At 57.3% G+C, this 23,123-nt stretch carries 21 protein-coding genes and 3 pseudogenes; 18 read left to right on the forward strand and 6 right to left on the reverse strand.

The genetic code is table 11. The annotated features are described in order from the left end of the window. Nucleotides 1–15: 15 nt before the first annotated feature. The 3 genes and pseudogenes from J2Z31_RS13295 to J2Z31_RS29965 all read left to right on the forward strand — a co-directional run. On the forward strand, nucleotides 16–246 hold the full coding sequence (locus tag J2Z31_RS13295; protein ID WP_037436056.1) for a helix-turn-helix transcriptional regulator: 231 nt from the start codon (nucleotides 16–18) through the stop codon (nucleotides 244–246). Nucleotides 247–317: 71 nt separating this feature from the next. Beyond that, entirely contained in the window at nucleotides 318–578 is a 261-nt protein-coding gene (locus J2Z31_RS29960; protein WP_408022036.1) for a HipA N-terminal domain-containing protein, read from the forward strand. 204 nt (nucleotides 579–782) lie between these two features. Next, a pseudogene (locus J2Z31_RS29965) lies at nucleotides 783–1,013 on the forward strand (HipA domain-containing protein); the annotation flags it as partial. A 172-nt stretch (nucleotides 1,014–1,185) separates the two neighbouring features. Here the strand turns inward: J2Z31_RS29965 and J2Z31_RS29970 are convergent. Continuing rightward, nucleotides 1,186–1,338, reverse strand: a pseudogene (locus J2Z31_RS29970) (hypothetical protein); the annotation flags it as partial. 294 nt (nucleotides 1,339–1,632) lie between these two features. On the opposite strand from J2Z31_RS29970, the gene J2Z31_RS13305 reads away from it, so the two are divergent. From J2Z31_RS13305 to J2Z31_RS13330, 6 genes are all read left to right on the forward strand, one after another. Continuing rightward, nucleotides 1,633–2,133 (forward strand): NUDIX hydrolase, encoded by a 501-nt coding sequence (locus tag J2Z31_RS13305; protein WP_209602382.1) that lies wholly within the window; start codon nucleotides 1,633–1,635, stop codon nucleotides 2,131–2,133. Between the two features lie 757 nt (nucleotides 2,134–2,890). Then, nucleotides 2,891–3,748, forward strand: a complete 858-nt coding sequence (locus J2Z31_RS13310) for a sterol desaturase family protein (RefSeq protein ID WP_209602383.1) — start codon at nucleotides 2,891–2,893, stop codon at nucleotides 3,746–3,748. 1,469 nt (nucleotides 3,749–5,217) lie between these two features. Further along, nucleotides 5,218–5,946 carry an MIP family channel protein gene (locus tag J2Z31_RS13315; protein WP_209602384.1) on the forward strand — a complete coding sequence of 243 codons (729 nt, stop codon included), beginning with the start codon at nucleotides 5,218–5,220 and terminating at the stop codon, nucleotides 5,944–5,946. A 655-nt stretch (nucleotides 5,947–6,601) separates the two neighbouring features. Continuing rightward, the gene (locus tag J2Z31_RS13320; protein WP_209602385.1) at nucleotides 6,602–7,060 is read left to right on the forward strand and encodes a MucR family transcriptional regulator; all 459 of its coding nucleotides are present in this window, start codon (nucleotides 6,602–6,604) and stop codon (nucleotides 7,058–7,060) included. A gap of 61 nt (nucleotides 7,061–7,121) precedes the next feature. Then, nucleotides 7,122–7,313 carry a hypothetical protein gene (locus J2Z31_RS13325; RefSeq protein WP_028002574.1) on the forward strand — a complete coding sequence of 64 codons (192 nt, stop codon included), beginning with the start codon at nucleotides 7,122–7,124 and terminating at the stop codon, nucleotides 7,311–7,313. A gap of 951 nt (nucleotides 7,314–8,264) precedes the next feature. Then, entirely contained in the window at nucleotides 8,265–10,583 is a 2,319-nt protein-coding gene (locus tag J2Z31_RS13330; protein ID WP_050577621.1) for a PAS domain-containing hybrid sensor histidine kinase/response regulator, read from the forward strand. A gap of 75 nt (nucleotides 10,584–10,658) precedes the next feature. Here J2Z31_RS13330 and J2Z31_RS13335 read toward each other — a convergent pair whose 3' ends face one another. From J2Z31_RS13335 to J2Z31_RS29245, 4 genes and pseudogenes are all read right to left on the reverse strand, one after another. Next, the gene (locus J2Z31_RS13335; RefSeq protein ID WP_028002575.1) at nucleotides 10,659–11,846 is read right to left on the reverse strand and encodes an EAL domain-containing response regulator; all 1,188 of its coding nucleotides are present in this window, start codon (nucleotides 11,844–11,846) and stop codon (nucleotides 10,659–10,661) included. Continuing rightward, on the reverse strand, nucleotides 11,843–12,580 hold the full coding sequence (locus J2Z31_RS13340) for a response regulator transcription factor (RefSeq protein WP_028002576.1): 738 nt from the start codon (nucleotides 12,578–12,580) through the stop codon (nucleotides 11,843–11,845). Before J2Z31_RS13340 ends, J2Z31_RS13335 begins: the two co-directional genes overlap by 4 nt. Before the next feature lie 113 nt (nucleotides 12,581–12,693). Beyond that, nucleotides 12,694–12,969 carry a hypothetical protein gene (locus J2Z31_RS13345; protein ID WP_028002577.1) on the reverse strand — a complete coding sequence of 92 codons (276 nt, stop codon included), beginning with the start codon at nucleotides 12,967–12,969 and terminating at the stop codon, nucleotides 12,694–12,696. A gap of 306 nt (nucleotides 12,970–13,275) precedes the next feature. Further along, nucleotides 13,276–13,588: pseudogene (locus J2Z31_RS29245) on the reverse strand (nucleotidyltransferase family protein); the annotation flags it as partial. 185 nt (nucleotides 13,589–13,773) lie between these two features. On the opposite strand from J2Z31_RS29245, the gene J2Z31_RS13350 reads away from it, so the two are divergent. From J2Z31_RS13350 to J2Z31_RS29250, 7 genes are all read left to right on the forward strand, one after another. After that, nucleotides 13,774–14,856, forward strand: a complete 1,083-nt coding sequence (locus tag J2Z31_RS13350; protein ID WP_028002578.1) for a hydrogenase small subunit — start codon at nucleotides 13,774–13,776, stop codon at nucleotides 14,854–14,856. Nucleotides 14,857–14,878: 22 nt separating this feature from the next. Then, nucleotides 14,879–16,669 (forward strand): nickel-dependent hydrogenase large subunit, encoded by a 1,791-nt coding sequence (locus J2Z31_RS13355; RefSeq protein WP_028002579.1) that lies wholly within the window; start codon nucleotides 14,879–14,881, stop codon nucleotides 16,667–16,669. Nucleotides 16,670–16,681: 12 nt separating this feature from the next. After that, the gene (gene cybH / locus J2Z31_RS13360) at nucleotides 16,682–17,395 is read left to right on the forward strand and encodes a Ni/Fe-hydrogenase, b-type cytochrome subunit (RefSeq protein ID WP_028002580.1); all 714 of its coding nucleotides are present in this window, start codon (nucleotides 16,682–16,684) and stop codon (nucleotides 17,393–17,395) included. Continuing rightward, nucleotides 17,396–18,004, forward strand: a complete 609-nt coding sequence (locus J2Z31_RS13365; protein WP_050577622.1) for a HyaD/HybD family hydrogenase maturation endopeptidase — start codon at nucleotides 17,396–17,398, stop codon at nucleotides 18,002–18,004. Nucleotides 18,005–18,146: 142 nt separating this feature from the next. Continuing rightward, nucleotides 18,147–18,614, forward strand: a complete 468-nt coding sequence (locus J2Z31_RS13370; RefSeq protein ID WP_234710691.1) for a HupE/UreJ family protein — start codon at nucleotides 18,147–18,149, stop codon at nucleotides 18,612–18,614. Between the two features lie 10 nt (nucleotides 18,615–18,624). Next, on the forward strand, nucleotides 18,625–18,855 hold the full coding sequence (locus tag J2Z31_RS13375; RefSeq protein WP_084617830.1) for a HypC/HybG/HupF family hydrogenase formation chaperone: 231 nt from the start codon (nucleotides 18,625–18,627) through the stop codon (nucleotides 18,853–18,855). A gap of 824 nt (nucleotides 18,856–19,679) precedes the next feature. Continuing rightward, nucleotides 19,680–20,066 carry a site-specific integrase gene (locus J2Z31_RS29250; protein ID WP_234710692.1) on the forward strand — a complete coding sequence of 129 codons (387 nt, stop codon included), beginning with the start codon at nucleotides 19,680–19,682 and terminating at the stop codon, nucleotides 20,064–20,066. A gap of 286 nt (nucleotides 20,067–20,352) precedes the next feature. On the opposite strand, the gene J2Z31_RS13385 is transcribed toward J2Z31_RS29250, so the two are convergent. Then, nucleotides 20,353–20,691, reverse strand: coding sequence for a hypothetical protein (locus tag J2Z31_RS13385; protein WP_150852053.1), 339 nt, complete (start codon nucleotides 20,689–20,691; stop codon nucleotides 20,353–20,355). A 1-nt stretch (nucleotide 20,692) separates the two neighbouring features. Between J2Z31_RS13385 and J2Z31_RS13390 the strand changes: the two genes are divergently transcribed. Continuing rightward, nucleotides 20,693–21,397, forward strand: coding sequence for a PLD nuclease N-terminal domain-containing protein (locus tag J2Z31_RS13390; RefSeq protein ID WP_028002584.1), 705 nt, complete (start codon nucleotides 20,693–20,695; stop codon nucleotides 21,395–21,397). A 406-nt stretch (nucleotides 21,398–21,803) separates the two neighbouring features. After that, on the forward strand, nucleotides 21,804–23,078 hold the full coding sequence (locus J2Z31_RS13395; RefSeq protein WP_028002585.1) for a hypothetical protein: 1,275 nt from the start codon (nucleotides 21,804–21,806) through the stop codon (nucleotides 23,076–23,078). Nucleotides 23,079–23,123 lie beyond the last annotated feature (45 nt).

The raw sequence follows: 23,123 nt of genomic DNA on the forward strand, positions 1-23,123 counted from the left end.
GAGCGGGAAATAATAATGGCAAAACGGGTTAAAACTCCATCTGATATCGGCGCCCTGGTCCGAAGTGCACGCAAGGAGCAAAACTTGCGGCAGGACGAGCTTGCAGGCGTTGCTGGCGTCGGGCTCCGGTTCATTGTCGATCTCGAGGCGGGCAAGCCGACAGCTCAGATAGGAAAAGTGTTGCAGGTTCTGCAAACGCTCGGCTGTTCGATCGATATTCTGGCTCCTGGTGAACGCAGACAATGACGGCAAGGGTTCTCAACGTCTGGTGGGATGGTCGAATTGTCGGGCAATTCAGCTAGGATAGCCACGGCGATATCGGCTTCGCCTACGCTGAAGCTTGGCTTGATAATGAAAGCACACTTCCGCTTTCGGCCTCCCTCCCGAAGCGCCCGGAGCGTTTTTCCCGTCGTGAATGCAGACCATTTTTTGGCGGCCTACTGCCCGAAGAAAGCAGCGCCTGGTTGCAGCGCAAGCATTGGGCGTCTCACCTGCAAATGATTTCGCGCTACTCGATCGCTTGGGCGGCGATGTTGCCGGCGCTCTTCAACTCTTGCCGGACGATCAGGAACCCATAGAGACAGGACCGATTGCGGACCAGCAGCCGACGCCTCTGGACGACGCAGGAATCGTTCGCGTGCTAGACGCACTTCTACGCGGCCGCTACTGGCCGGCGAGGAAGGCTTGAGACTATCGTTGGCCGGCGCGCAATCGAAAGTGCCAGTTGTTCTGATTGACGGGCGGATCGCGCTTCCGCTTTTCCCGGCCTGGCGACCACGCACATACTTAAGCCGCCGATCGCGCGCTTCCCAGGGACGACCGAAAACGAAGCCTTCGTTATGAAGCTCGGCGCCACAATCGACCTAGACGTCGCCCCCGTCGAACCGCGGTCTGCGGAAGGACGCTCGTTTCTTCTGGTCGAAAGATATGACCGTGTCCGCGATGCCAGCGGCGTCGTGCGCCGCATACACCAGGAAGATTTTTGCCAGGCGCTAGGCGTGCCTCCTGAAACGAAATACGCCAGCGAAGGCGGGCGCATCCCCGCCCGATATCCGCGTCGTCCGTACTGCCGGCCCAAGCATTTGATGAATCAGCCGCTGTCTTCCACGTTGGGATCGGACACAAAAATAGGCCACGGCTTTCCGGAGGCCAGATCGGGATGCCGCGGCTCATCTTCGGTGCGCCGCTTTCGTCGCGGACGCGGTCGAGTTCGCGAGGCACGCGCGCGGCGGAGTCGCGAGAACCGCCATCCTCCATCGTCGCTAAGGGCTTCCGCCCAAGTTCGGTCGCTGCAACGGGAGGCACGACGAACGCACCGCGCCAGTGTTCGGATGGAATATGGTCCGTGAGGGCCTATCTCCTCGTTACAGCTCTCGTAGCGTGCGCTGACCGAGTCGAATCGCCGGCTCCGCACCGCATCGCCCAGACTGTCGAATTTGTCGTGTCTGCGACACGCTGTTGTTGGCCGGGCCGACCGCCGCATTCTCATTGAAGCCGTTAAATATCATGCCAGGACGGCTCTTGCTGTGCAGTTGGCATGCTTCTTGAACCTCTCTCTTAGGCGCGGCGTCAGCAGCAGCTACCGACGAGCGCACCGGCTGATGGTTTCAGCGCTAAAAAGGAAGGAGGCGTATGCCGGCTGATAATACGAACCGTTCCGCTCTATCCGAGCTGATGAAGGTATCTGACCAGCGCTTGAAGGGTAAGGTCATCGCCCAATACGCCGCGGTGTGCGTGAGGCCGAATCCGGAGGCAGCGAACGACATTCAAGTTCTGCTTATCACCAGCCGAGGCAGTGGCCGGTGGGTCATCCCCAAAGGTTGCCGTATACCCAGGAAAAAGCCGCATGAGGTTGCCCGACAAGAAGCGTGGGAAGAAGCCGGGGTTCGGGGGCAGGTGAAAAAGAAACCTGTCGGGCACTACACCTATGTCAAGAAACTGAAGGGACCAGAAGCAGCGCCCGCCCTCGTCCAGGTTCACTTGCTAAATGTCTCGGAGCTCGAACGAGACTATCCGGAGATGGGACAACGCCAGCTTCAGTGGTTCTCGCCAGAGGAAGCAGCCTGCGCAGTCGACGAACCCGAACTCAAGACGCTTCTTCGAGGGATCCGGAAGCTCTACAAAAAGGCATGAAGGCCGCGCTTGCATGATGTTCGTACCGCTAGAGAGGCTAAACATCTCCAGATTTTGTTGACGATGTTCGTCGCACGCGCGGTCTCAGGACTATTGACGAAATTCACCAGCTGCCGACGCGAGGGTATGGTCTTCGACCGTCTTCGGAGCTGATTGCCGCCAGTCGCGCCTTGGAACAGGAAACGTCATCCTCCTTGATCGGCGACAACAATAACGACAACCGCCAAGCCTCTAATCGCCTTGGATGAAAGTTCAGGGGCAGGTCAGCGTGATATTTAACGGCTTCAATGAGAATGCGGCGGCACGCCCCGCCGAACATCGCCGTGTTGCGGACTCGACAAACCCGACAGTCTGGCGCGAGCTCGCGGAGAGAGCTGCAACGAGGAGATAGGGCAATAAGGAGTACCGATCCACGTCACCTACTCGGCTCCTCCAACCATTTGGGACACGGATGGGTCTCATCCAAACAACTGATTTTACCAGTCTGCGAAAATGCCGCATAGCACATCCTCGCGGTGCGCCGCTGTGCCGTCGGAATGATCACCGTCTGAATGGCACTGAAAGGAAAATGGCATCACGTGGCTATATGCAATTCATGATTTCTGCGGGGATAACGATCCGATGCCGACCCGAATTTATCGCGCCGCGCTGGAGATTCATAACAATTGGACTCACCCTCGTGACGAAGACGACCGCGTTGATGAGAGTCACTCCGACTTGAGGTTGGAGCATTTGAACGTTTTGCCGGAGCAAACAAATGCACGTTCTCGATGTTAATCAGATGATCCAGCTCTTCGTGAACGCGTTTGAGCTGGTTTTGATCTTCGCTACCCTTTGCGCCGCGCTGGAGCTAACCTTTCCGGCTTATCGATACAGTTTTGCCTCATACGTTCGCGGTGTGCGGAATTGGATTATTCGCCTCGGATTCGGAGCGTTTGTCTGGCACCTCTTCGCTGTGAGCTTGGGCTGGCTAGGGGTAAAGCCGCTCGTGACGATCAATTTCGGTACGTTGCTTCACTCTGACAACGCAATCATTAATACTGGATTGGCTGTCCTTTCAGGCGTTCTAGTCGCGATTGTCGGCGACTTCTTTTACTACTGGATGCACCGCGCACAGCATGCTGTTCCGCTCCTCTGGCGCATGCACGCTACTCACCACTCGATCCGCGAATTGACGGCATGGAATTGCCATCATCACATTTCCGAGCCACTCGTTTACGCGGCGTTGGTAGCACTACCACTCAGGCTGTTCCACTTCGAATCTGGCGTAGTGCCCGTTGTTGCCATGACACTGATTACCTTTCAGGCCCATCTTTCACACTCCAGCACCCGCATCAATCTTGGGCCGCTTCGATACATCATTGGCGACAATAAGTTCCACCGCATTCACCACTCGTTGGAGGCGCATCACCGGCGCCGAAACTATGGGTTTTTTACAACGATCTGGGACACCGTTTTTCGAACGGCATACTGGCCAAGCAAGAATGAGTGGCCGGAAGTTGGCCTCCGAGACCAGCCCGAGCCGCTCACCGCGCGCGATTACGTTATGTTCCCATTTGATCGACATCGCTGGCAGAGACCTAAAGTTGGAAGTGGTGTAGAGGCTGGCGATTGAACAGTGGAGGTTTACGCGTCGTCGAGGTCGGAAGACCATCAAGACAAGCAATACATATGGAACAGTTCCCTCTGACGCCGGGCAAGCCTCTCACTTAAAATAGCGGATAGGCAGGACTGTGGTGGTGCAACACAAGCAGAAAAGTTTCCGTCGGCGGCACACTACATGCTCGCTTTGGAGCGGACCCTCTAACGCTGGCACAGCCCGACACTGTCGAGTTAATGATGCAGCGTGCGCCGAAACTCTCAGGCCTCGGCCGGTTCGTCCACGCGTGCCCGACTGCATGTGGAGGTTATGGTCAGGACCGACGCTAGCCGCCATGAAGCGCGGGATTCCAGGGCACGGCACTTCAAACGGGCAATCCGCATAGTTCAGGATGACCCTTCGGTACTGGACCGGGCCCAAGAGGTTCTCAAGCGGACTCACGCAGGCTCTTGGCGGGCGCCGACGCTGCGCCCCGTCGACTGCGGGCGAACTGTTTGAAGCAAACCCATCGCTTCCAACCGATAGACATTCGGACAGTAATTCTCCCAGCTAACAGCTTTGCCGGCTGCCTCATAGAGAAGATCACGTTCGCACCTCACCTTGTCTTGACAATAGTCACAAACGTGGGCCAGCACGCGAAAGTCGGCTGGCATCAAGGCTTTGACTCGGGTGGGATTGAGCTGGAGCGCCTCGATCCGCATGAGCAAAAGATGGGGTTCTCCCGGCTCACTCCCGGCCGGCCGTGTATCATCTCTTAGCCCGGTGGCTTGCGGTGCCGCCTTCGCCGGGTCGCCGGGCGAAACAGCAGGTTTCCGTGCCCGATCAAGAGCTGCTGCGAACGCGGACCTCCAATTTTGGGGGTGTGTCATGGCGTTCCTCCTTTGCGCCAACTCTTCGAATCTCAGCTACACTCTCTGAACGCGCATTGATCTGGCGCAATGTCCTGCCACCTTTTTGTCGATGCGACAAAGCAAACAGAGTCGTTGATGGTTAAGAATGGCGAAGCGACTGTGGGTCCGGTCACGTTTTAACATAGGTAGTTCGATCCGTACCGCTGCGTCGTCCGGCTGAAGTTTGCGACTTGGTCCTTCATGCTGTCCAAGAGGCGACAAGCGTTCACTGTAGAGTTCTCGATTCTGTCGGATACTGGACAGAGCGCTATCGAATTGATCGCGTTGTTATTAAACAGTTTTCTCCTTTGGCACGCCATATGCGTGGAAATCGGCAGAATTCGATTGCAGCACAGTGCCGGTGATCTCGAAGTGATCGCGATGGATTTCAGCGGCAAAGCGACTTTGGTTGTTACGCCGACCTGGGGAGTTCGAGAAAATGCACGACGCGGGAATTATCGGTGCTGCGCGAGTCATCTCCACGACGCTGGGACACCGTGTCGGTAACGCCGAATGCTCGGCCGAGCCGCGGAGTATCGAATGCTCCGGGATTACAACACAGACCATCACGCAAATTCAGGTAACGGAGCGAACATGAACAAGTATATTTGCGAATTCGTCGGAACCTTCGCACTCGTTTTCTTCGGCTGCGGCACGATGCTCTTCATGCATTCGGAGGTGGGCCCCTTGGGCATCGCTCTCGCCTTCGGCTTGTCCGTAGTGGCGATGGCCTATACGGTCGGTCCAATCTCAGGCGCGCATCTCAACCCGGCCGTCAGCCTCGGTTTCCTCGTGTCACGGCGACTTGGACCGGGTGACTTCGTCGCCTACGTCGCCGCCCAGTGTGTCGGGGCGATCGCGGCGGCAGGCGTGCTTTACCTTATAGCAACGGATAAAGTCGATGGCTTCGATATCGCCGTAAACGGTTTCGCTCAGAACGGCTGGGCAGCCTACGGGGTGTCCTCTGCGTTCCTGTTCGAGTTCGTTGCCACGTTCCTGTTCGTGACCGTAGTGCTCAGCAGCACGGCAGAGGGCGGCGCTGGCGCGCTTGCCGGGTTGGCGATCGGCCTTACCCTGGTCGCGATCCATCTTGCCGGCATCACGGTTTCCGGTTCTTCCGTGAACCCGGCCCGCTCGCTCGGTCCGGCGCTCTTCGCAGGAGAAGCCGCAGTCGATCAACTCTGGCTCTATATCCTCGCTCCCATGCTTGGCGGCGCTGCGGCGGGTCTCCTTCAGTTGAGTAGGGCCCTCGCCCCTGGATCGTCACACCGCCCACGCAAGCTCAATTGCACTGCCCACCATATCGCTGTGCCAACCAAGTAAGGCTTGTCCACTTAAACCGGTTATTGATGTTTTCCCGGTGAAACGGCACTCCATTTCCCCCGATCTAGAAACGGTTGATCTGGCCTTCTGCATGGTCCGGTCCCACGTCCAATGTGAACCATTTGGCAACTGGCCGACCGGCGCATCATCTCTCGGATGTGCGTGCGGTCCGCTACAGCACATAGCGGACAGGACCTCCCCTGCCCCGTTCTATCATGGCGCTCATAGGAGAACGACTCATCGACGAAGAAGCCGGGCGCCGAATCCGGACCTGGACGCCGCCGGTCTGTCTAAGGATGAGCGGCAAGCGAACCGGCGCCTCCTTTTCTTGGCACGCCAGACGCGAGCGTGCGGGCCGCCACCGCACCCCTTGAGCCTCTAAAGTAAATGCCTATCTCGCCGGCGAGGAAAGGCTGCGCAGACGAGATCCTGCAGCATACCTCATACCGATGAAGTCAGGGGATGCGAGGCGACCACGACGGAAAGCCGGAGCCGCTGTCGAGGCCCGAACCGTTTCGCGATCGCAAACGAGAACAGAGGACCACAAAAGCTGTCGATAATCAGCATCTTTCTCTCATCCCGCCTTCCTTCCGACCGAAATACCTGCTCTTTACATGGATCAATTACAATTAGTGACATGCTTCGGAGAAGATCATTGACGGAATCGCGCCCAGATATAACGGAACGGAGACTTGAGCTCACCAGCCGCATCGTGTCCGCCTATTTGAGCCGCAATGTCATTTCCGCCGCCGAGCTCCCCGATCTTATTCAGCAAACCTACGACTCGCTGGATGGGGGTTATCGACCATCCAAAATCGAGCCCTCCGCGGAGGAGCAACGCCCCGCAGTCCCGATCAAGAAATCCGTGACAGACGATTTCATCATCTGCCTGGAGGACGGCAAGAAATTCAAATCTCTCAGGCGACACCTGATGGCAAAGTTCGGTCTGACGCCGGAGCAGTATCGCCAAAAGTGGAAGCTTCCAGCCGACTACCCGATGACAGCTCCGAACTATACTCGACAGCGCTCGGAACTCGCACGCGCGACGGGGCTGGGAAGGAAACCCGCATCGATGCCCGCTGTTCGCAAGAAGAAGGGCCTGAAGTTCGGCTGATGAAGGTGCCCGAGCTTGGCGGATCGCAAAAGAGAGCATGCCGGCGAAGAAAGGACAGCTAATGATCGAATGGCGAGATCTGACTGAAGAAGATGCTATCGACGCAGCGATGGCTGAGCACGGCAAAGACGCCACCACCTCGGTCGCCTACCGCGCTCTCGAAGCGTACCGCGGCGTGGACACGCCAGAGTACCGCTTCTGGTTTGGACTTTTCCTGAAGCTGGCGAAGCGCAAGCACTTGGGTTGGGCTTGACATTCGACTGCCCAGTTGTTGGGCGAGTGCTCGGCGAGCCACGGGCCGATTGCCCGAATGCTCGCACTCACACACTATGTAGATAAGTCGCTCTTTGACCGCGCGATAGACACTATCCGCGACTCGCGCGAACAAGCGGGCGCTGTAGAGGCTCATCGTGCACGAGACGCTCTGATCCGATCTCCGGATACCTTCGGAATGCGCTCGCGACCTTTCGGCCGAAGAGGTCAGGGACTCCCTGGTGGGCGCGGCCGATGTCATCAGGACACTGAAAATCCTCTTGGAACGTCCCGGCATCATCGGACGGGTGGCCATCTGTGAGAGCTGGAATAGATGGGCCGACCGCCATTCCACACGGCGGAGACAGTGACCTACTCAGCCAGTGCGCCAACAGGATTGCACAAACGTCCCGTCATTCGCCCGACAGCATTCACCCACCAGCACTGGGCCGGCGCGACCGCGGATAGCGCCAAAACAAGCGCGTCGGATAGCACCATAAGGCGTGGGGTGCGCGCCTGGGCGCGAGAGGATCATTTTCCAACGTGTTTCAATCGAGATCTCCATTTCGAAATTAACGATGCTTCCATCTGGATGTTGCACCATCTTCACGACTTCTAACATTTGGTGTGCAAGTGCGTGTGAATAGGGTAACAGTCGTAAGGGAGGAGCCGCCGTCATGTCGGGGAAAACGACTGCAGACGGACACGACGTAAACAACAGACGGTCTCTGCCGCTGTGGTCGAAGCGGCCCGAAGGCGAACTGCGCTCGACCCGCGAATTCCTGGACACGGTCATCGAAAGCCTACCGGTACCTTGTCGGACGGCTCAATCCGATCGAGATGTATGGGCTCGCACATCGATCTCGACGCCGATGTAAGGATCGCCGACATGAAGCCGCCAAAGCTTGATGGCTGGAGGCCCTAACCTGCAGATGAACTTGGTGTGATCGCGATGGTACAACCCACCATAATAACTCATGATAACCGCAGCGCCCCGCAACAAAGTGAATCATACTACGTACAGCTATTCGATTCTCACCCACAACCCATGTGGGTATACGATACCGAAACCTTCCGTTTCCTGATGGTAAACAACGCTGCCGTTGCCCGCTACGGGTACTCTCGGGAGGATCTTCTTAAGATGACCATCAGGGACATTCTTCCACCCGAAGATGTGCCCGCCTTGTTAGAAAGTGTAACCAACGGGCGCCACGATCTCGAGCAGCCAAGCATCTGGCGGCATCGCCTCAAGGGCGGCCGGATCATCTTCGCAGAGATATCGTCCCATGCCTTCGACTTCGAAGGCCGAAGTGCGAGGCTGATTATGGCCTTGGATGTCACCGAGCGTCTGGCTGCTGAACAGAAGATGCGTGAAAGCGAGGAGTTGTTCCGCGCAGTCTCAAACGTAACTGCGGACGTGATTTGGGATTGGAACGTTGTTACCAATACTATCTGGTGGAGCGAAGGCCTCAAGGCAGTATTCGGCCACTCTCCCGAAGAAAGCCGTCGCAATCTTGAATTTTGGAAGACGCACACTCATCCGGACGATCTAGAGCGTGTATTACGTTCCACTCAAGCGGCGATGGATTCCATGGAACAAACATGGGAGGATCAATACAGGTTCTTTCGTGGCGATGGCTCGATTGCATACGTCGAGGATACTGCACACATCATCTACGACCGCCATGGAAAGCCGGTCCGATGCGTAGGTGGTATGAGTGATGTTTCAGCACGCAAGGCAGCGGAAGATAAGCTTGCGCAACAGGCGGCGCTTCTCGACATGGCTCGGGATGCGATTATCGTGCATGACATCGACCATAGAATTCTGTTCTGGAATAAGGGCGCAGAGCGGATCTACGGGTGGACGGCGGAAGAAGCAGTCGGGAAATCGCTTGGACAACTGCTTTACAGCGATGAATCCAATCCCCTCGCTTACGTCGCCGTTGTCGTGGCGACTGGGGAATGGAGCGGCGAGATCGTGCAACGGCGCAGGGACGAAAGCCGCATTACCGTAGAGGCTCGCTGCTCGTTGATGGGTGACAGTGCTGCTGGTCCGCAATCCATCCTCTCGATCAACTCGGACATAACGAGGCGCCTGGCGATTGAGGAGCAATTGAGGCAGGCTCAAAAGCTTGAGGCCGTGGGGCAGCTGACGGGCGGCGTAGCGCATGACTTCAATAATCTTCTAACGGTCATCTTGGGCAACGCGGAGGTTCTCGCCGAACGGCTGAGCGAGGACAAGAGCCTTCGCCGCCTTGCGGAAATGACCTCAGCTGCCGCTCAACGAGGTGCTGACCTCGTACATCGGCTGCTCGCCTTCGCGCGCCGGCAGGCTCTCGAGCCGCAAGTGGTCGATCTCAATTCGCTACTGAAGGATATGGACGGTCTGCTGCGGCGAGCACTTTCCGAAGACATAGAAATCGAATTCATCCAGTCAGCCGGCCTCTGGAATGCGTTTGTTGATGCGTCCGAGCTTGAGGCTGCGATCCTGAACCTTTGCCTTAATGCGCGCGACGCGATGCCGCGCGGCGGACGTTTGACGATTGAAACCGGAAATCTTTCTCTCGATCAACACTATGCGGATTGGAACTCGGACATTGCTCCCGGTCAATACGTGGTAGTAGCCATCTCTGACACAGGGACTGGGATGGAACCCCACATCCTCGCGCGCGTCTTCGAGCCATTCTTTACAACCAAGGAGACTGGGAAGGGGAGCGGCCTCGGCCTCAGCATGGTCTTTGGTTTCACCAAACAGTCGAACGGGCATGTCAAGATCTACTCGGAGCCCGGCCAAGGAACGACAGTCAAGGTTTACCTTCCGAGAGCCGTTCGGGGCGAGAAAGAGACGAGATCGAGTCCGGAGAAGGCCGCACTGCCCCAAGGCACGGAGAAGATTCTTCTAGTAGAGGACAATGAGCTGGTCCTGAACTATGTAGCGGCGCAGCTCGAAAATCTTGGTTACCAGGTCATTTCCGCTAGAAACGGTCAAGAGGCTCTGGACATTCTGCGAGACATCGCTGACATCGACCTTCTGTTCACCGACGTAATCATGCCAGGTGGTCTGAATGGAGGTCAGCTGGCGGAGGAAGCTCGCAGGATTCGACCAAAAATACCTGTATTGTTTACTTCCGGATACACAGACAACGCCATAATTCATCAAGGTGGGCTCGATCCTGGGCTCCACTTTTTAAGCAAGCCTTACCGACCAAGGGAATTGGCTGCAAAGGTGCGCCTGATGCTTGAAGGCAAGAGAGTGCAAGGTTGTTTGTGAACGCGGTTCGGACTTGTGCTCCCCAATATCACGGGGAGCAGATTGCACAGATTAAGGATTTGCGTGGAGACTGCACTACGATTTTGTCTTGTAACGGGCTTCAATGGGGGATCGAACGTATGCCGCAAATTCCTCCAGAGGCAATGCGGGTGCAAAGAGATAACCTTGCGCGATGTCACACCCAATCTCGGCAAGAACGGCGGCATCCTCCTGAGTCTCGACGCCTTCAGCAACTGCGAGTGCGTCAAAGCCGTGGGCCAACTGGATGGTCGCAACGCAGATATTTCTCAAAGCGCGGTCGCCTGAACATCCAGCTACGACAGATCGATCCAACTTGAGTTCAGAGAAGGGTGTACGCCGCAGCCGTTCAAAGGTGGCGTAACCGCAACCGAAATCATCGATTGAAATCTTGAAGCCATGCAAGACAGCGCGTGTTGCAAATGCTTGGCAGACCGAACTATCACCACCAAGGTCGCTTTCGGTGATCTCCAAGATCAGGTCAACGGGCCTAACCGCGCCATCACGAACCTTTTTGAGTTGCAAAATCAATGCCGGCTGCATGCTTCGGGTGGAAACATTTATCGAGAAACGGAGCGGCACACCGTCCCCTAAATCGAGTGATGCGGCTTTTGCCGCGGCCTCCGCGGCCCTGACGGTGAGTTCATGAAGATCGTCGTCGTCAGCCGAGGGCAAGAACTGACCGGGAAAGAGCAGACCTGCGCTGGGGTGCCTAATTCGAGCCAGGCACTCTGCCCCCCTGAGGCATCCAGTCTTGAGCTCAACCTTCGGCTGAAACCCGAATTCGAGCCAATTCTTCCGAATCCCCTCGCGTAAGAGCCCCTCGGGACATGGTTTCAAAACGCGCGGGAAATTCGCCGATGGGCCCCTGCTCGCCTCGTCTAGAACACGTCTCAAATCTTGCAGCCGGAATGGCTTTTTCAGTGGCGCCTTTGCATCCAGCCCGAGGCGAAGGGCAACATCCCTCGCGTGACGAAGCACGCTTTCAGGATGACCGCTGACTATGACGAGAGCCCCCATAAAGCGGATGTCCCGGAGAATATGGAAAACATCAACTCCATCGGCTTCACCGAGAGACATGTCGACAAACACAATATCGGGGCTCTCCTGCTTCACAGCATCGAGCACGTCGCTAGCTTTTGTAACTGCACGGGCCTCAACTCCGAGGTGCTGCAGTTGGAATTGCAGAAGCTCGCAGATCTCCTGGTCGTCATCAACAATTACCGCCTTCACCTTGAACCTCATTCTTTGGATTTCGGCGTGTTTGACGTAGCAGTCGTCCCCATTGACGTAAGTAAACGATATCCGACTCCACGAACCGTCTGCACATACTCCACACTGTTCGAATCCAACTCACCGATCTTTCTTCTCAATCTTGCGATGTACACATCCAGCGTCTTGTCGCGCGGGTCATACTCCCGGAAGCAAGCATGCTTGGAAAGCTGCGATTTGCTGCAGGCCCGTCCGAGGTTTCTGTTGAGTTCTGACAGCAAACGGGTTTCGAGATCGGTAAGGGGCAGGGTTTTGCCGCGGCAGATTAGGGCCCTCGTAGTCAAGTCGCAACAAACGCTTCCAATCGCCAACTCGCCCGGAGGAACCGCGAAGCGCTTGCTCCCCGATTTTGCCACAACGCGGGTGAGGCGAGCCTGGAGTTCACGAACCGAAAACGGCTTCATTACATAATCGTCGGCGCCCGCATCCAACGCGGTTGCCCGACTCTCTGGGCTTCCTATGCCTGAAATCAAGATCAGAGGGATATCCGAGTGCCTCCTGACCGTGCGGAGTATCTCCAGCCCGTTCCCGTCCGGCAAATTTACGTCAACGATCGCACCGTCAAAGAAATTAATCTCCGCGCTGTGTATCGTCCGCAGGCACCGCTTATAGCTTGAAAGCAAATGGATATTGTCTCCCGGCACTGGCCAGGAGTGGATGATCGTTTTTGCGACCAGATCATCGTCTTCAACCAATAGGATGTCCAACGCATCAGACTCCCGCGACCTAGCCGAAACTCACAAACCCCACACTCTCCGAAATGCTCCCTCCCGCGAGGAAGCATCAGCCGCGTCCTCGGCGCGGCAATATCGGCTGAAGGTCACGACAAGCGGTACTGGTCGGCCTCAAGAACGCTCTTCAGATCATGAATAGTCGCGAGTGGAAACTGGACACGCGAAAGAACGTTAACAAAACGAGAAGGCTGCGGTTTGATGAACTCCACCTCAATTTCATCCTTTGAGCGGTGAAATACAGTTGCTCCCATAAAGTATTCGTAGTTTCCGAGCACGACATAAAAGTGATCTGGAACTGCAGAATAGCTTGTCCTTATTCGGGCACCGCTTTCAGATATCTGCACAACGACCGCCTTAATCATTGTCAGATTCCGCAAGGCCCTCGCCGGATAGACCAGCCGTACTATGAAACGACAACTTCTCTTTAGTTGCACACGTGTTCTGACTTCGGCCGCCACGCGAGATAGATAGGTAGAGTGAAGGCGGCTCCGGGGAGCGGTAACAATCATGAGCGATGACCCGTTTTGGAGACAGTCGCTGATCTCAGACGCCGATTGCGAGAGAGAAGAGCTAGCCCGTTAGTGTCATCCGCGCGGTTAACTCGGGACTTCGAAACCGTTAAAAAGGGTAAAAGAGGTGCATTGGACATTGACGCTGAGAGGCGCGCTGGATTCCGGCGCGGCCATCCCGCCTTCGCGGGTGAGGGTGGAGACTATTCGACGCCATGCCCGAAGATCAGCCTTTTGCGCTTTGAACTCCTCGACACGCTTTGCAACTTCGGGATCGTTCGCAGGACCGACTTAGCGACATCATGCGACCGCCTTCGCCGTCAGGCTGGTCGAAGTACCAGTACCGTCGCTGCTTCACCGTGACAGGAGTGAAGCGACCATCCGGGGGAAAGTGGACGGACCATGCCGCGTCGAGCGAACGCTGTCCCAGCTCCGCGAGCATCGTCTGATACATGAGATCGATCGGCTTCAGCATGACTGCGTCGTTATACCTTTTTTGAAGAAAGGTATAACCAGCCCGGAAATTTTCGGAGGTACAGGAGGAAAGTAGGCCTCGGGATTCAGAACTGGCCCGCTTCTTGCTGCGAACATTCCTGACAGACTCCCCCGATGTCCATCCGGGCGGTGTGATGGGGATTGGATTGCTAGAGGAGCAACATGGCAGCTGCCGAGACCTTTTATGACGTCATTCGTCGCCAGGGGATTACCCGGCGCAGTTTTACCAAGTTCTGCAGCTTGACGGCCGCGAGCCTCGGCTTCGGGTCGGGAGCGGCGAGGGCAATGGCGATGGCGCTGGAGACCAAGGAACGCGTGCCCGTCATCTGGATGCACGGCCTCGAATGCACATGCTGTTCGGAGAGCTTCATCCGCTCGGCCCATCCGTTGGTCAAGGACGTGGTCCTGTCGATGATCTCGCTCGACTATGATGATACGATCATGGCGGCCGCCGGCCATCAGGCCGAGGCGATCCTCGAAGAGACCAAGGAGAAGTACAAGGGCAAGTTCGTCCTCGCCGTCGAGGGCAATCCGCCGCTCAACGAGGACGGCATGTTCTGCATCGACGGCGGACGGCCCTTCGTCGAGAAGCTGAAATGGATGGCCGAGGACGCGTTTGCCATCATCGCCTGGGGTACCTGCGCCTCCTGGGGCTGCGTGCAGGCCGCCAAACCCAATCCGACCCAGGCAACGCCGATCGACAAGGTCATTCTCGACAAGCCGATCATCAAAGTTCCCGGCTGTCCGCCGATCGCTGAGGTTATGACCGGCGTCGTCACCTTCATCACCACCTTCGGAAAGCTGCCGGAACTCGACCGGCAGGGGCGACCGAAGATGTTCTATTCGCAGCGCATTCACGACAAGTGCTACCGGCGCCCGCATTTCGACGCCGGCCAGTTCGTCGAGGAGTGGGACGACGAGGGTGCGCGCAAGGGGTACTGCCTCTACAGGATGGGCTGCAAGGGTCCGACAACCTACAATGCCTGTTCCACTGTCCGCTGGAACGGTGGCGTCTCGTTCCCGATCCAGTCGGGCCACGGCTGCATCGGCTGTTCGGAAGACGGCTTCTGGGACAATGGCAGCTTCTATGACCGGCTGACCAACCTCCATCAGTTCGGGATCGAGGCGAATGCCGACAAGGTCGGGTTGACCGCGGCGGGCATCGTGGGCGGCGCGATCGCCGCGCATGCCGCCGTGTCTGCCGTCAAGCGCGTCGCCAGCAAGCGCGAAAAAGCCGGCGCCTAATCCTCAGGGGAGGAACACCAACGTGACAAGTCAAACTCCGAACGGCTTTACGCTCGACAATTCCGGCAGGCGCATCGTCGTCGATCCGGTCACCCGCATCGAGGGTCATATGCGGATCGAGGTGAATGTCGACGAAAACAACATCATCCGCAACGCCGTGTCGACCGGCACGATGTGGCGGGGCATCGAGGTTATCCTCAAGAACCGAGATCCGCGCGACGCTTGGGCCTTTACCGAACGTATCTGCGGTGTGTGCACCGGCACACATGCCCTGACGTCGGTGCGCGCCGTGGAAAATGCGCTCGGTATCGCCATTCCGGACAATGCGAACTCTATTCGCAACCTGATGCAGCTGGCGCTCCAGGTGCATGACCACATCGTACATTTCTATCATCTCCACGCACTCGACTGGGTGGATGTGGTCTCGGCGCTTTCGGCCGATCCCAAGGCGACCTCGGCGCTGGCGCAATCAGTCTCCGACTGGCCGCTTTCCTCGCCAGGCTATTTCAAGGACATCCAGACCCGGCTCAAGAAGTTCGTCGAATCTGGCCAGCTCGGCCCCTTCAAGAACGGCTATTGGGGCAATGCTTCCTACAAGCTGCCGCCTGAGGCCAATCTGATGGCGGTGGCGCATTATCTGGAGGCGCTCGACTTCCAGAAGGAGATCGTCAAGATCCACACGATCTTCGGCGGCAAGAACCCGCATCCCAACTGGCTCGTCGGCGGCGTGCCCTGCGCGATAAATCTCGACGGCACAGGCGCCGTCGGCGCGATCAATATGGAACGGCTGAACTTGGTGACCTCGATCATCGATCAGATCATTGAGTTCAATAACAAGGTCTATGTCCCCGATATCATGGCCATCGGATCCTTCTACAAGGAATGGCTCTATGGTGGTGGGCTATCGGGCAAAAACATTCTGGCATATGGCGACTTGCCGGAACATGCCAACGACTATTCCGACGCCAGCCTTAAGCTGCCCCGTGGCGCGATCATCAACGGCAATCTCGCGGAAGTCCATCCGGTCGACCATGCGGACCCCGAACAGATCCAGGAATTCGTGACCCACTCCTGGTACAAATATCCCGACGAGACCAAGGGCCTCCATCCCTGGGACGGCGTCACCGAGCCTCACTATGAACTGGGCCTCAATGCCAAGGGCACCAGGACGAATATCGAGCAGCTTGACGAGGCTGCGAAATATTCATGGATCAAGGCGCCGCGCTGGCGCGGCCATGCCATGGAGGTCGGCCCCCTCGCCCGCTGGGTGATCGGTTATGCGCAGAACAAGGCGGAGTTCAAGGATCCGGTCGACAGGGTGCTCACGGATCTCGGCCTGCCGGTCTCGGCGCTCTTTTCGACGCTGGGCCGTACTGCGGCGCGCGCACTCGAATCGAGCTGGGCTGGCCACCAGATGCGCTATTTCCAGAACAAGCTGATCGCCAACATCAAGGCCGGTGACTCTTCGACTGCCCATATCGACAAGTGGAAACCGGAAACTTGGCCCAAGGAGGTCAAGGGCGTCGGCTTTTCCGAGGCGCCCCGCGGCGCGCTCGCGCACTGGATCAAGATCAAGGACGGCAGGATCGACAATTATCAGTGCGTCGTTCCCACAACATGGAACGGCAGCCCGCGCGACCTTAAAGGCAATATCGGCGCCTTCGAGGCATCGCTCATCGATACCCCGATGTCCGATCCGGCCCAGCCCCTCGAAATTCTCCGGACCATCCATTCCTTCGATCCATGCCTGGCGTGTTCGACGCACGTCATGAGCCCGCATGGTCAGGAAATGGCCAGGGTCCAGGTCCGGTGAGGAGGCTCGATCATGACCATCCATGAATCTATCGCCGCCGATGGCGAAGACGCCGTCCAGGGTCAGAACGTCTATGTCTATGAAGCTCCAGTGCGCATCTGGCACTGGGTCAACGCCTTTTCGATCCTGACGCTCGCCCTCACCGGATATTTCATCGGTTCGCCGCTGCCGTCCGTGCCCGGCGAGGCGAGTGCCAACTTCCTTATGGGCTACATCCGCTTCATGCACTTCGCGGCGGGGCAGGTCCTCGCCGTGTTCCTGATCCTCCGCCTCTACTGGGCCTTTGTCGGCAATGTCCACGCGCGGCAGATCTTCTATGTGCCGTTCTGGAGCGGCCGCTTCTGGAAGGAATGGCTGCACGAGGTGCGGTGGTACACATTCCTGGCGCGCCAGCCGAAGAAATATGTCGGCCATAATCCGTTGGCGCAGCTCGCCATGCTCCCGATGTTCACCTTGCCCCTCTTCTTCATGGTGATCACCGGCTTTGCGCTTTATAGCGAGGGCGCGGGCCGCGACAGCTTAGAATATGCACTGTTTGGCTGGGTGTTCTCGATCTGGCCGAACAGCCAGGACATCCACACCTTCCATCATCTCGGCATGTGGGTGATCCTCGTCTTCGTGATGGTCCACATCTATGTGGCGGTGCGCGAGGACATTATGTGCCGGCAGAGCATCATCTCTTCGATGATCTCGGGCGAGCGGCTGTTCAAGGACCGGGAGGACTAGATGGCGGCTCCCTATCCTCTGATATCCGCGCCGACACCTCGCATTCTCGTGCTCGGCATCGGCAACATCCTCTGGGCCGACGAGGGCTTTGGCGTCCGGGCGGTGGAGCATTTCCACAAAACCTATGAAGTCCCTGATAACGTCACCATCCTCGACGGCGGCACGCAGGGGCTCTACCTCGTCCAGTTCGTCAACGAGCACGATCGGCTGATCGTCTTCGACGCCATCGACTATGGACTTGAGCCGGGCACGATGAAGGTAGTGGAAGACAACGAAGTGCCGAAGTTCACGGGCGCCAAGAAAATGAGCCTGCACCAGACCGGCTTCCAGGAGGTGCTGAGCGCTGCAGATTTCATGGGCCACTATCCCGAGCGGCTGGCGTTGATCGGCTGTCAGCCGCTCCATCTTGAGGACTGGGGCGGACCGCTTACAGAGCCCGTCAAGGCCGTCTTACCTGCCGCGGTCAAGACGGCGGTCCGGATATTGCGTGACTGGGGCGTTCCGGTGACCGCACGGCCCGAGGACGCGGTAGTGCCGCCGCTCCTCGAAAACGATATCGACTTCGACAATTACGAACGCCGTACCGAAGCGGCCGCCCTGAATTTCTGAGGAGAACATCCATGACATACCACAGGATCGGGGCGACACTCGCCGCCTTGGGGGTATCCGGCGTCGCCCATGCCGATGTCCGCCTGCATACGATGGAGCTGGTCTTGGCCACCCGTTCAGCGGCCTCGACCACATCCTGGCGATGGTCGCGGTCGGCTTCTGGGCGTCGACGGTGGGCGGCAAGGCTCGCCGGATAGTTCCCTCCGCCTTCGTGTGGTTGATGGCTGTCGGCGGCGTGATGGGGAGCACCGGGGTCCCGCTTCCCATGGTGGAGACGTCGACCGCACTAGCGGTGGCTGTGCTTGGCCTACTTGTGGCCTTTGAGGTGAAGGTTCCGGCGCATGTGGCGGCGGCCGTGGTTGGCGTCTCGGCGCTGTTCCATGGCCACGCCCAGGGAATCGAGCTTCCGGCAATGGCGTACGCTGGGGGTTATGTGGCCGGCTTCCTTGCCGCGACAACCGCCCTACACGCCGTGGGCATCGGTCTGGCCTCGCTCAGGTTCGGTAAAGCCGGGCATGCCGCGATGCGCATGGCCCGGTCGGGCGGCTCTGCTTGCCGGCTGAACCATATCCCAGGGCGCCTGCTCCCGATCTTCTTTGTCGAGAATTGAGGAAAGCATCATGTGCATAGGCATTCCCATGCGGGTCGTTGCCGGCAACGAGTTCGCAGCCCAGTGCGAGCGCCACGGTAAGACAACCACGATCTCTCTGATGCTGGTCGGCCCGCAGCCGCCGGGCACTCATATCCTCACCCATCTCGGCTCAGCCATCCGCGTGCTCGAAGCTGAAGAAGCGCGCGCGATCGACGATGCGCTTGCGAGTCTGGCCGAAGCGGTCGAAGGACGAGAATAATGGGTTTCGAATGGCTGCCAAGCCCCAACACTGGAAAGAGCGCAACGGGCGTTATTCGGCCCGTCTCGTCATCCCGCCTAATCTTCGGCCCTATCTCGACAACAAGACGGAACTGGAAATCCAGCTAGGCGGCGACCGGCGCACGGCCCTCCGCAACACGCCGCCGCCGTCGCTTCAATCCAGCGTCAAATCGGCATCGCTCGGCAGAAGCATGAGGCCGCGACCGGCAAGCAGGCAAGTGCGCCCGCCTACCCTCTCACGGTCCAGCAGATCGCTCTTCGCGATCATCAGAGCCAAATCGACTTTGATGCGCAGCTACGCGCGACCGACCACCGATATGCACAGTTCGAAATCGACTTTGACCACGCCCGGCGCTTCCGTGATGGCTTCGCCGGGAAGCTGACCGATGGCGAACTGGAGGAACTAGTCGGCGCTCGCCTTGAGCGCGCCCGGCTGGCCGGAATACCGATGCGGTCAAGGGCACAACCGCACCGTGAAGGCGATGCTTCAGAACCTTCGCACGGTCCTGAATTGGGGAAGGCAGAACGATCCGGCGAACTTCTTCCCGGCTGGCGACCCGCTCAACGGCATCAAGGCCCCTGACTACACGACCTACCCTCTTACCTTCGCGCCTTCACGATGGACGAGGCTAAGCTTGTGCTTAAAGCCGCCCGGAAAGAGGATAAGGCAATGTTCCGGTGGATACCCTGGCTATGTGCCTATTCGGGCATGCGCGTCAGCGAAGCCGGAAGCCTTCGCAAGGAGACTTCTTTGAGGTAAGTGGCCGGTGGTTCTGGAAAGTGACGACCGCTGGCAACCGTGCCTTGAAGAAGGCCAGGAGTGAACGCCGTATCCCTGTCCATAAAGCACTTGCCGACGAAGGCTTGCTGGACTTCATCAGGGGCGCAAAGGCTGGCCGTCTGTTCACGGGCGAGACGAAGGACGAAGTTTCGGTCCAGCCGCGTATCAGCACATGGGTTCGCGGGCTGATACCTTTCGACAAACGCCCGGAGCTTTCCCCTAATCACGGCTGGCGTCACCTGTTCGAAGATCTCTGCCGTCGCGACGGCGTGCCGGAGGACGCCCGCCACTACATGACGGGGCGCACTGACGGCGGCTCCCAGGAGCTTTACGGTCGCAGCGAAGTTATGCTTCCTGGCCTTGCCGCAGCAATGGATCGAATTAAAGCCATCCCAATTGATCAACAATGACGCAGCGAAACGGCTTTCTTGCGCAAGGGATGCTTGAGCAACGTGGAACTGGTCGACGCAATAGCCTACCCCGATTTAAAGCTAGATCACCTTCGCGATAAGCACGAACCCCACAATGTGCAGATCGCTATGAGTTGAATGAGATGCCTACTTACTATGTGATTTCTGGGATTCTTCCGCCAAGGCCGCTTTCGGCTAGCCCTCCATACTAGCATCTCAACGGTATCGTGATAGAATTTGCGGCGTAGTGTTATTACATAACATTTCGCCTGCGAAATGATTTTGGCTATGACAGAATCCGCCTCAAGTTGGTCGCTAAAATAACAGGAATTCGACCATCCTGCATTGGCGGTATCTCGGCTTCGCCAGCCGCACGCAACCCCTCAGCAGCTGCTGAAAGTGCGCCGTCTTTCACGGTGAGATTCCAATGTTGGAGACGCGAATGCGCATCACCATCATTATCGAACATCGCATGCTTCTGGCGCTTTTCGTCGCCGCAAGCGCGTTGTTCTTCTGACTTTCGATGTCGTGCCCGCCGGTGAAGATCGGCGGGCATTGTATTGGTATCTGTTGACGGCGTTCGCAGGCTGACTTTTAACAGTTGAGGACAACCAAAAGGTGGCATCATGGCTTTCCTAATCGTCTATCTGATTTTGGCCGTCGTTTTCGCTGTGATTGGCTCAGAAATGGCAAAGTCGAGAAATCGCGATGCGGCAGCGTGGGCGCTCGTATGTGCGCTGCTTCCCTTGTTAGGGATTATTGCACTAGCAGTCGCCGGGCGTGCCAATGCGCCGACGCCGTATTCCCCGACCATACGGAATGAGCAACCCCTCCACATGTCCCCGGTGAAGGTCGAGGTAGAATCGAAGAATTACGACGAAGGGAAGTGGCTGGCGCTTCTTGACGTTGATGATGACATAGCGGCCGCGGCGAAGGACATCGAAAGCTATGGCGCGGGCTACATTGATGAGTTCGCGCAAAAATACCTTGCCCTAGGTGACAAGAGCTACCTTGAATCTCTGAAGGCAAAAATCATTGCAAGAGCGGTGAAAGATCAAGAGAGAAAAATCGAGCAACAGAAGCAGGATGAGCTAGACAGTACCAACGAGGCCAACAAAATTTACTTCGAATATCTGGAAAAACTAAAACAGAATGGCGGAATAGACCCCGATTATCACTCCAAAGTAGTGAGCGTCGAAAAGTATTCAGGCACGGCCAAAGCCTTCAGGAACGGCGTGGAAGTGCAATTCGAAGACGGCACTTTTGCCCTCAAGGGTGGTTTCTTAATGAGGCGCTTCAACAGCAAGGCCGAGTTGGACGAATGGAGATAGCCCGCACGATTCAGACTGTGGATAACCCCTGTCCGCGTCACAAAACTAAGACCATCAAAACGTCACAAAACTTCTTATTAGTCGTAACTAATTATCTTTTAAAAACAATTTGCCGCATTGCGATGAGCGATTTGAGTTTTCGAGTCTCTCATCGCCCACCATTCTATCCATTTGAAATCTTTGGAAGCCCTTGCGCCATAAGGCTTTTAGCCCATATTGGCGTCGCAAAATGGTTTCAAATGGCTGGCAATCTCCGGCACTGGAAAGAACGCAACGGGCGCTACTCTGTTCGTATCGTCATTCCGAAGCACCTTCGCCCCTATCTCGCCCGGTCTTCACCGGCGGGCTTTTCGTTGCTCGTATCTCGTCTATTTTGGACCGCATATCATGAATCATAGGGCACACCATGGCATTTGATGAAGACCAGAGGGCAGAGGCGATAGCGGCGCAATGGGGTGTTGATGTTAGTCTGTTAGAAGAGACGGACTGGGAAGTTGAGATAATCGACGGCAACGATGGTGAAATCTACGGCTATCTTGTTCGCTTCGATGATGAAACAGACCCGGACATTTTAACCGAGCTAGGGCTTCGACCCGGCGAATTCACACGGCAGCTTAGCATCAATGCCTTCGACGAGGCGGACTATGATCGGGATGACTTTGAGTCTCGGCATTATACACGGCGCGGTCGAGACAACGGCTATGTTGAGGATCGCTATGTAGAAGACGGCTATGTTGGCCACGACGAGCCGCCAGTTGTCCCGTCGTCTGACTCGTTCGCCGCGTTTGCTGGCGAGTCTTTTGCCGAGCAGGCTTTCGCCGTGCGTAGAGCTTCATCCGCTTTCGTCACGGCGGACAGTGGCGATATCACTGCCGATAATGGAGTGGAACCGGAAGTGGTCACTTTTCGAGGGGAGCCGGTCACACATCAGGGCGAACCGGTGACATATACGCCAAGGAAAGCTGACGACGGCATTTACTCCATGGAAGAGCCCTTGCCGGATATCTCTGAAGTCACTGACGACAGTGAGGAGTTTCCGGACTTGCCTCCCGGCCAAACCTATCTAATGGATGGAAATCACCGCATTCTCGCGGTCGAACGCGGTCGCGGCTTAATGGTAGACGCGCCGGAACCCTCTGGCGCCGTCGGTGCTGCCCCGCTGAATGAACACGTCGTAAATGGCTCGGCCTATGCCGGGGCATCCTTCGCCGGATCATCTTTCGCAAGGGGGCCTGAATCTCCAAATCAGGCTGGAGATATTGGAGCCCTTCGCCGAGAAATGCTTGGCCGCCTTGACGAGCTGGAGGTGGTCATTCTGAGAAACGCAAGCGTCGCGCCGAACAGAGGGCATAATCATCCGCCGGAACTGCTTGAGATCGAGCGCTCTGTTACCCAGGAGCAATTTCAAGAAGTCATGGCGGCAATTAAAGAATTGAGGCGCGAAAGCGAAAGCCCGACGCCTGACACCGCCAATGTCGCCGCCCAGGTCTCGACTTTTCGGCGAATCGCCCGGTGGCTCGGCTTGGGTGCGCTTGGCGTCGCTGCCATAATAGTTGAAGGCGTGATCCAACAGGAAACGGGCGGAGCCTACACAGCACACAAGCAGCAGATTGTTGACTCGCTTATTGGCGCGGCCAACGCTGTGATGGCGTGGGTTCAGCATTTGCCATCAGCATTTTGAGTCTCGCAATTACACAGATCATCCGCTCGCGACTTCGCCTGTGGA

Origin of the sequence: Sinorhizobium kostiense (assembly GCF_017874595.1) — a bacterium.
Taxonomy (GTDB): domain Bacteria; phylum Pseudomonadota; class Alphaproteobacteria; order Rhizobiales; family Rhizobiaceae; genus Sinorhizobium; species Sinorhizobium kostiense.

Coding starts and splice junctions, on each gene's coding strand:
- J2Z31_RS13295 (WP_037436056.1), top strand. CDS start 16: ATGGCAAAACGGGTTAAAACTCCATCTGATATCGGCGCCCTGGTCCGA.
- J2Z31_RS13305 (WP_209602382.1), top strand. CDS start 1,633: ATGCCGGCTGATAATACGAACCGTTCCGCTCTATCCGAGCTGATGAAG.
- J2Z31_RS13310 (WP_209602383.1), top strand. CDS start 2,891: ATGCACGTTCTCGATGTTAATCAGATGATCCAGCTCTTCGTGAACGCG.
- J2Z31_RS13315 (WP_209602384.1), top strand. CDS start 5,218: ATGAACAAGTATATTTGCGAATTCGTCGGAACCTTCGCACTCGTTTTC.
- J2Z31_RS13325 (WP_028002574.1), top strand. CDS start 7,122: ATGATCGAATGGCGAGATCTGACTGAAGAAGATGCTATCGACGCAGCG.
- J2Z31_RS13330 (WP_050577621.1), top strand. CDS start 8,265: ATGGTACAACCCACCATAATAACTCATGATAACCGCAGCGCCCCGCAA.
- J2Z31_RS13335 (WP_028002575.1), bottom strand. CDS start 11,846: ATGAGGTTCAAGGTGAAGGCGGTAATTGTTGATGACGACCAGGAGATC.
- J2Z31_RS13345 (WP_028002577.1), bottom strand. CDS start 12,969: ATGATTAAGGCGGTCGTTGTGCAGATATCTGAAAGCGGTGCCCGAATA.
- J2Z31_RS13350 (WP_028002578.1), top strand. CDS start 13,774: ATGGCAGCTGCCGAGACCTTTTATGACGTCATTCGTCGCCAGGGGATT.
- cybH (WP_028002580.1), top strand. CDS start 16,682: ATGACCATCCATGAATCTATCGCCGCCGATGGCGAAGACGCCGTCCAG.
- J2Z31_RS13365 (WP_050577622.1), top strand. CDS start 17,396: ATGGCGGCTCCCTATCCTCTGATATCCGCGCCGACACCTCGCATTCTC.
- J2Z31_RS13370 (WP_234710691.1), top strand. CDS start 18,147: ATGGTCGCGGTCGGCTTCTGGGCGTCGACGGTGGGCGGCAAGGCTCGC.
- J2Z31_RS13375 (WP_084617830.1), top strand. CDS start 18,625: ATGTGCATAGGCATTCCCATGCGGGTCGTTGCCGGCAACGAGTTCGCA.
- J2Z31_RS13385 (WP_150852053.1), bottom strand. CDS start 20,691: ATGCCACCTTTTGGTTGTCCTCAACTGTTAAAAGTCAGCCTGCGAACG.
- J2Z31_RS13390 (WP_028002584.1), top strand. CDS start 20,693: ATGGCTTTCCTAATCGTCTATCTGATTTTGGCCGTCGTTTTCGCTGTG.
- J2Z31_RS13395 (WP_028002585.1), top strand. CDS start 21,804: ATGGCATTTGATGAAGACCAGAGGGCAGAGGCGATAGCGGCGCAATGG.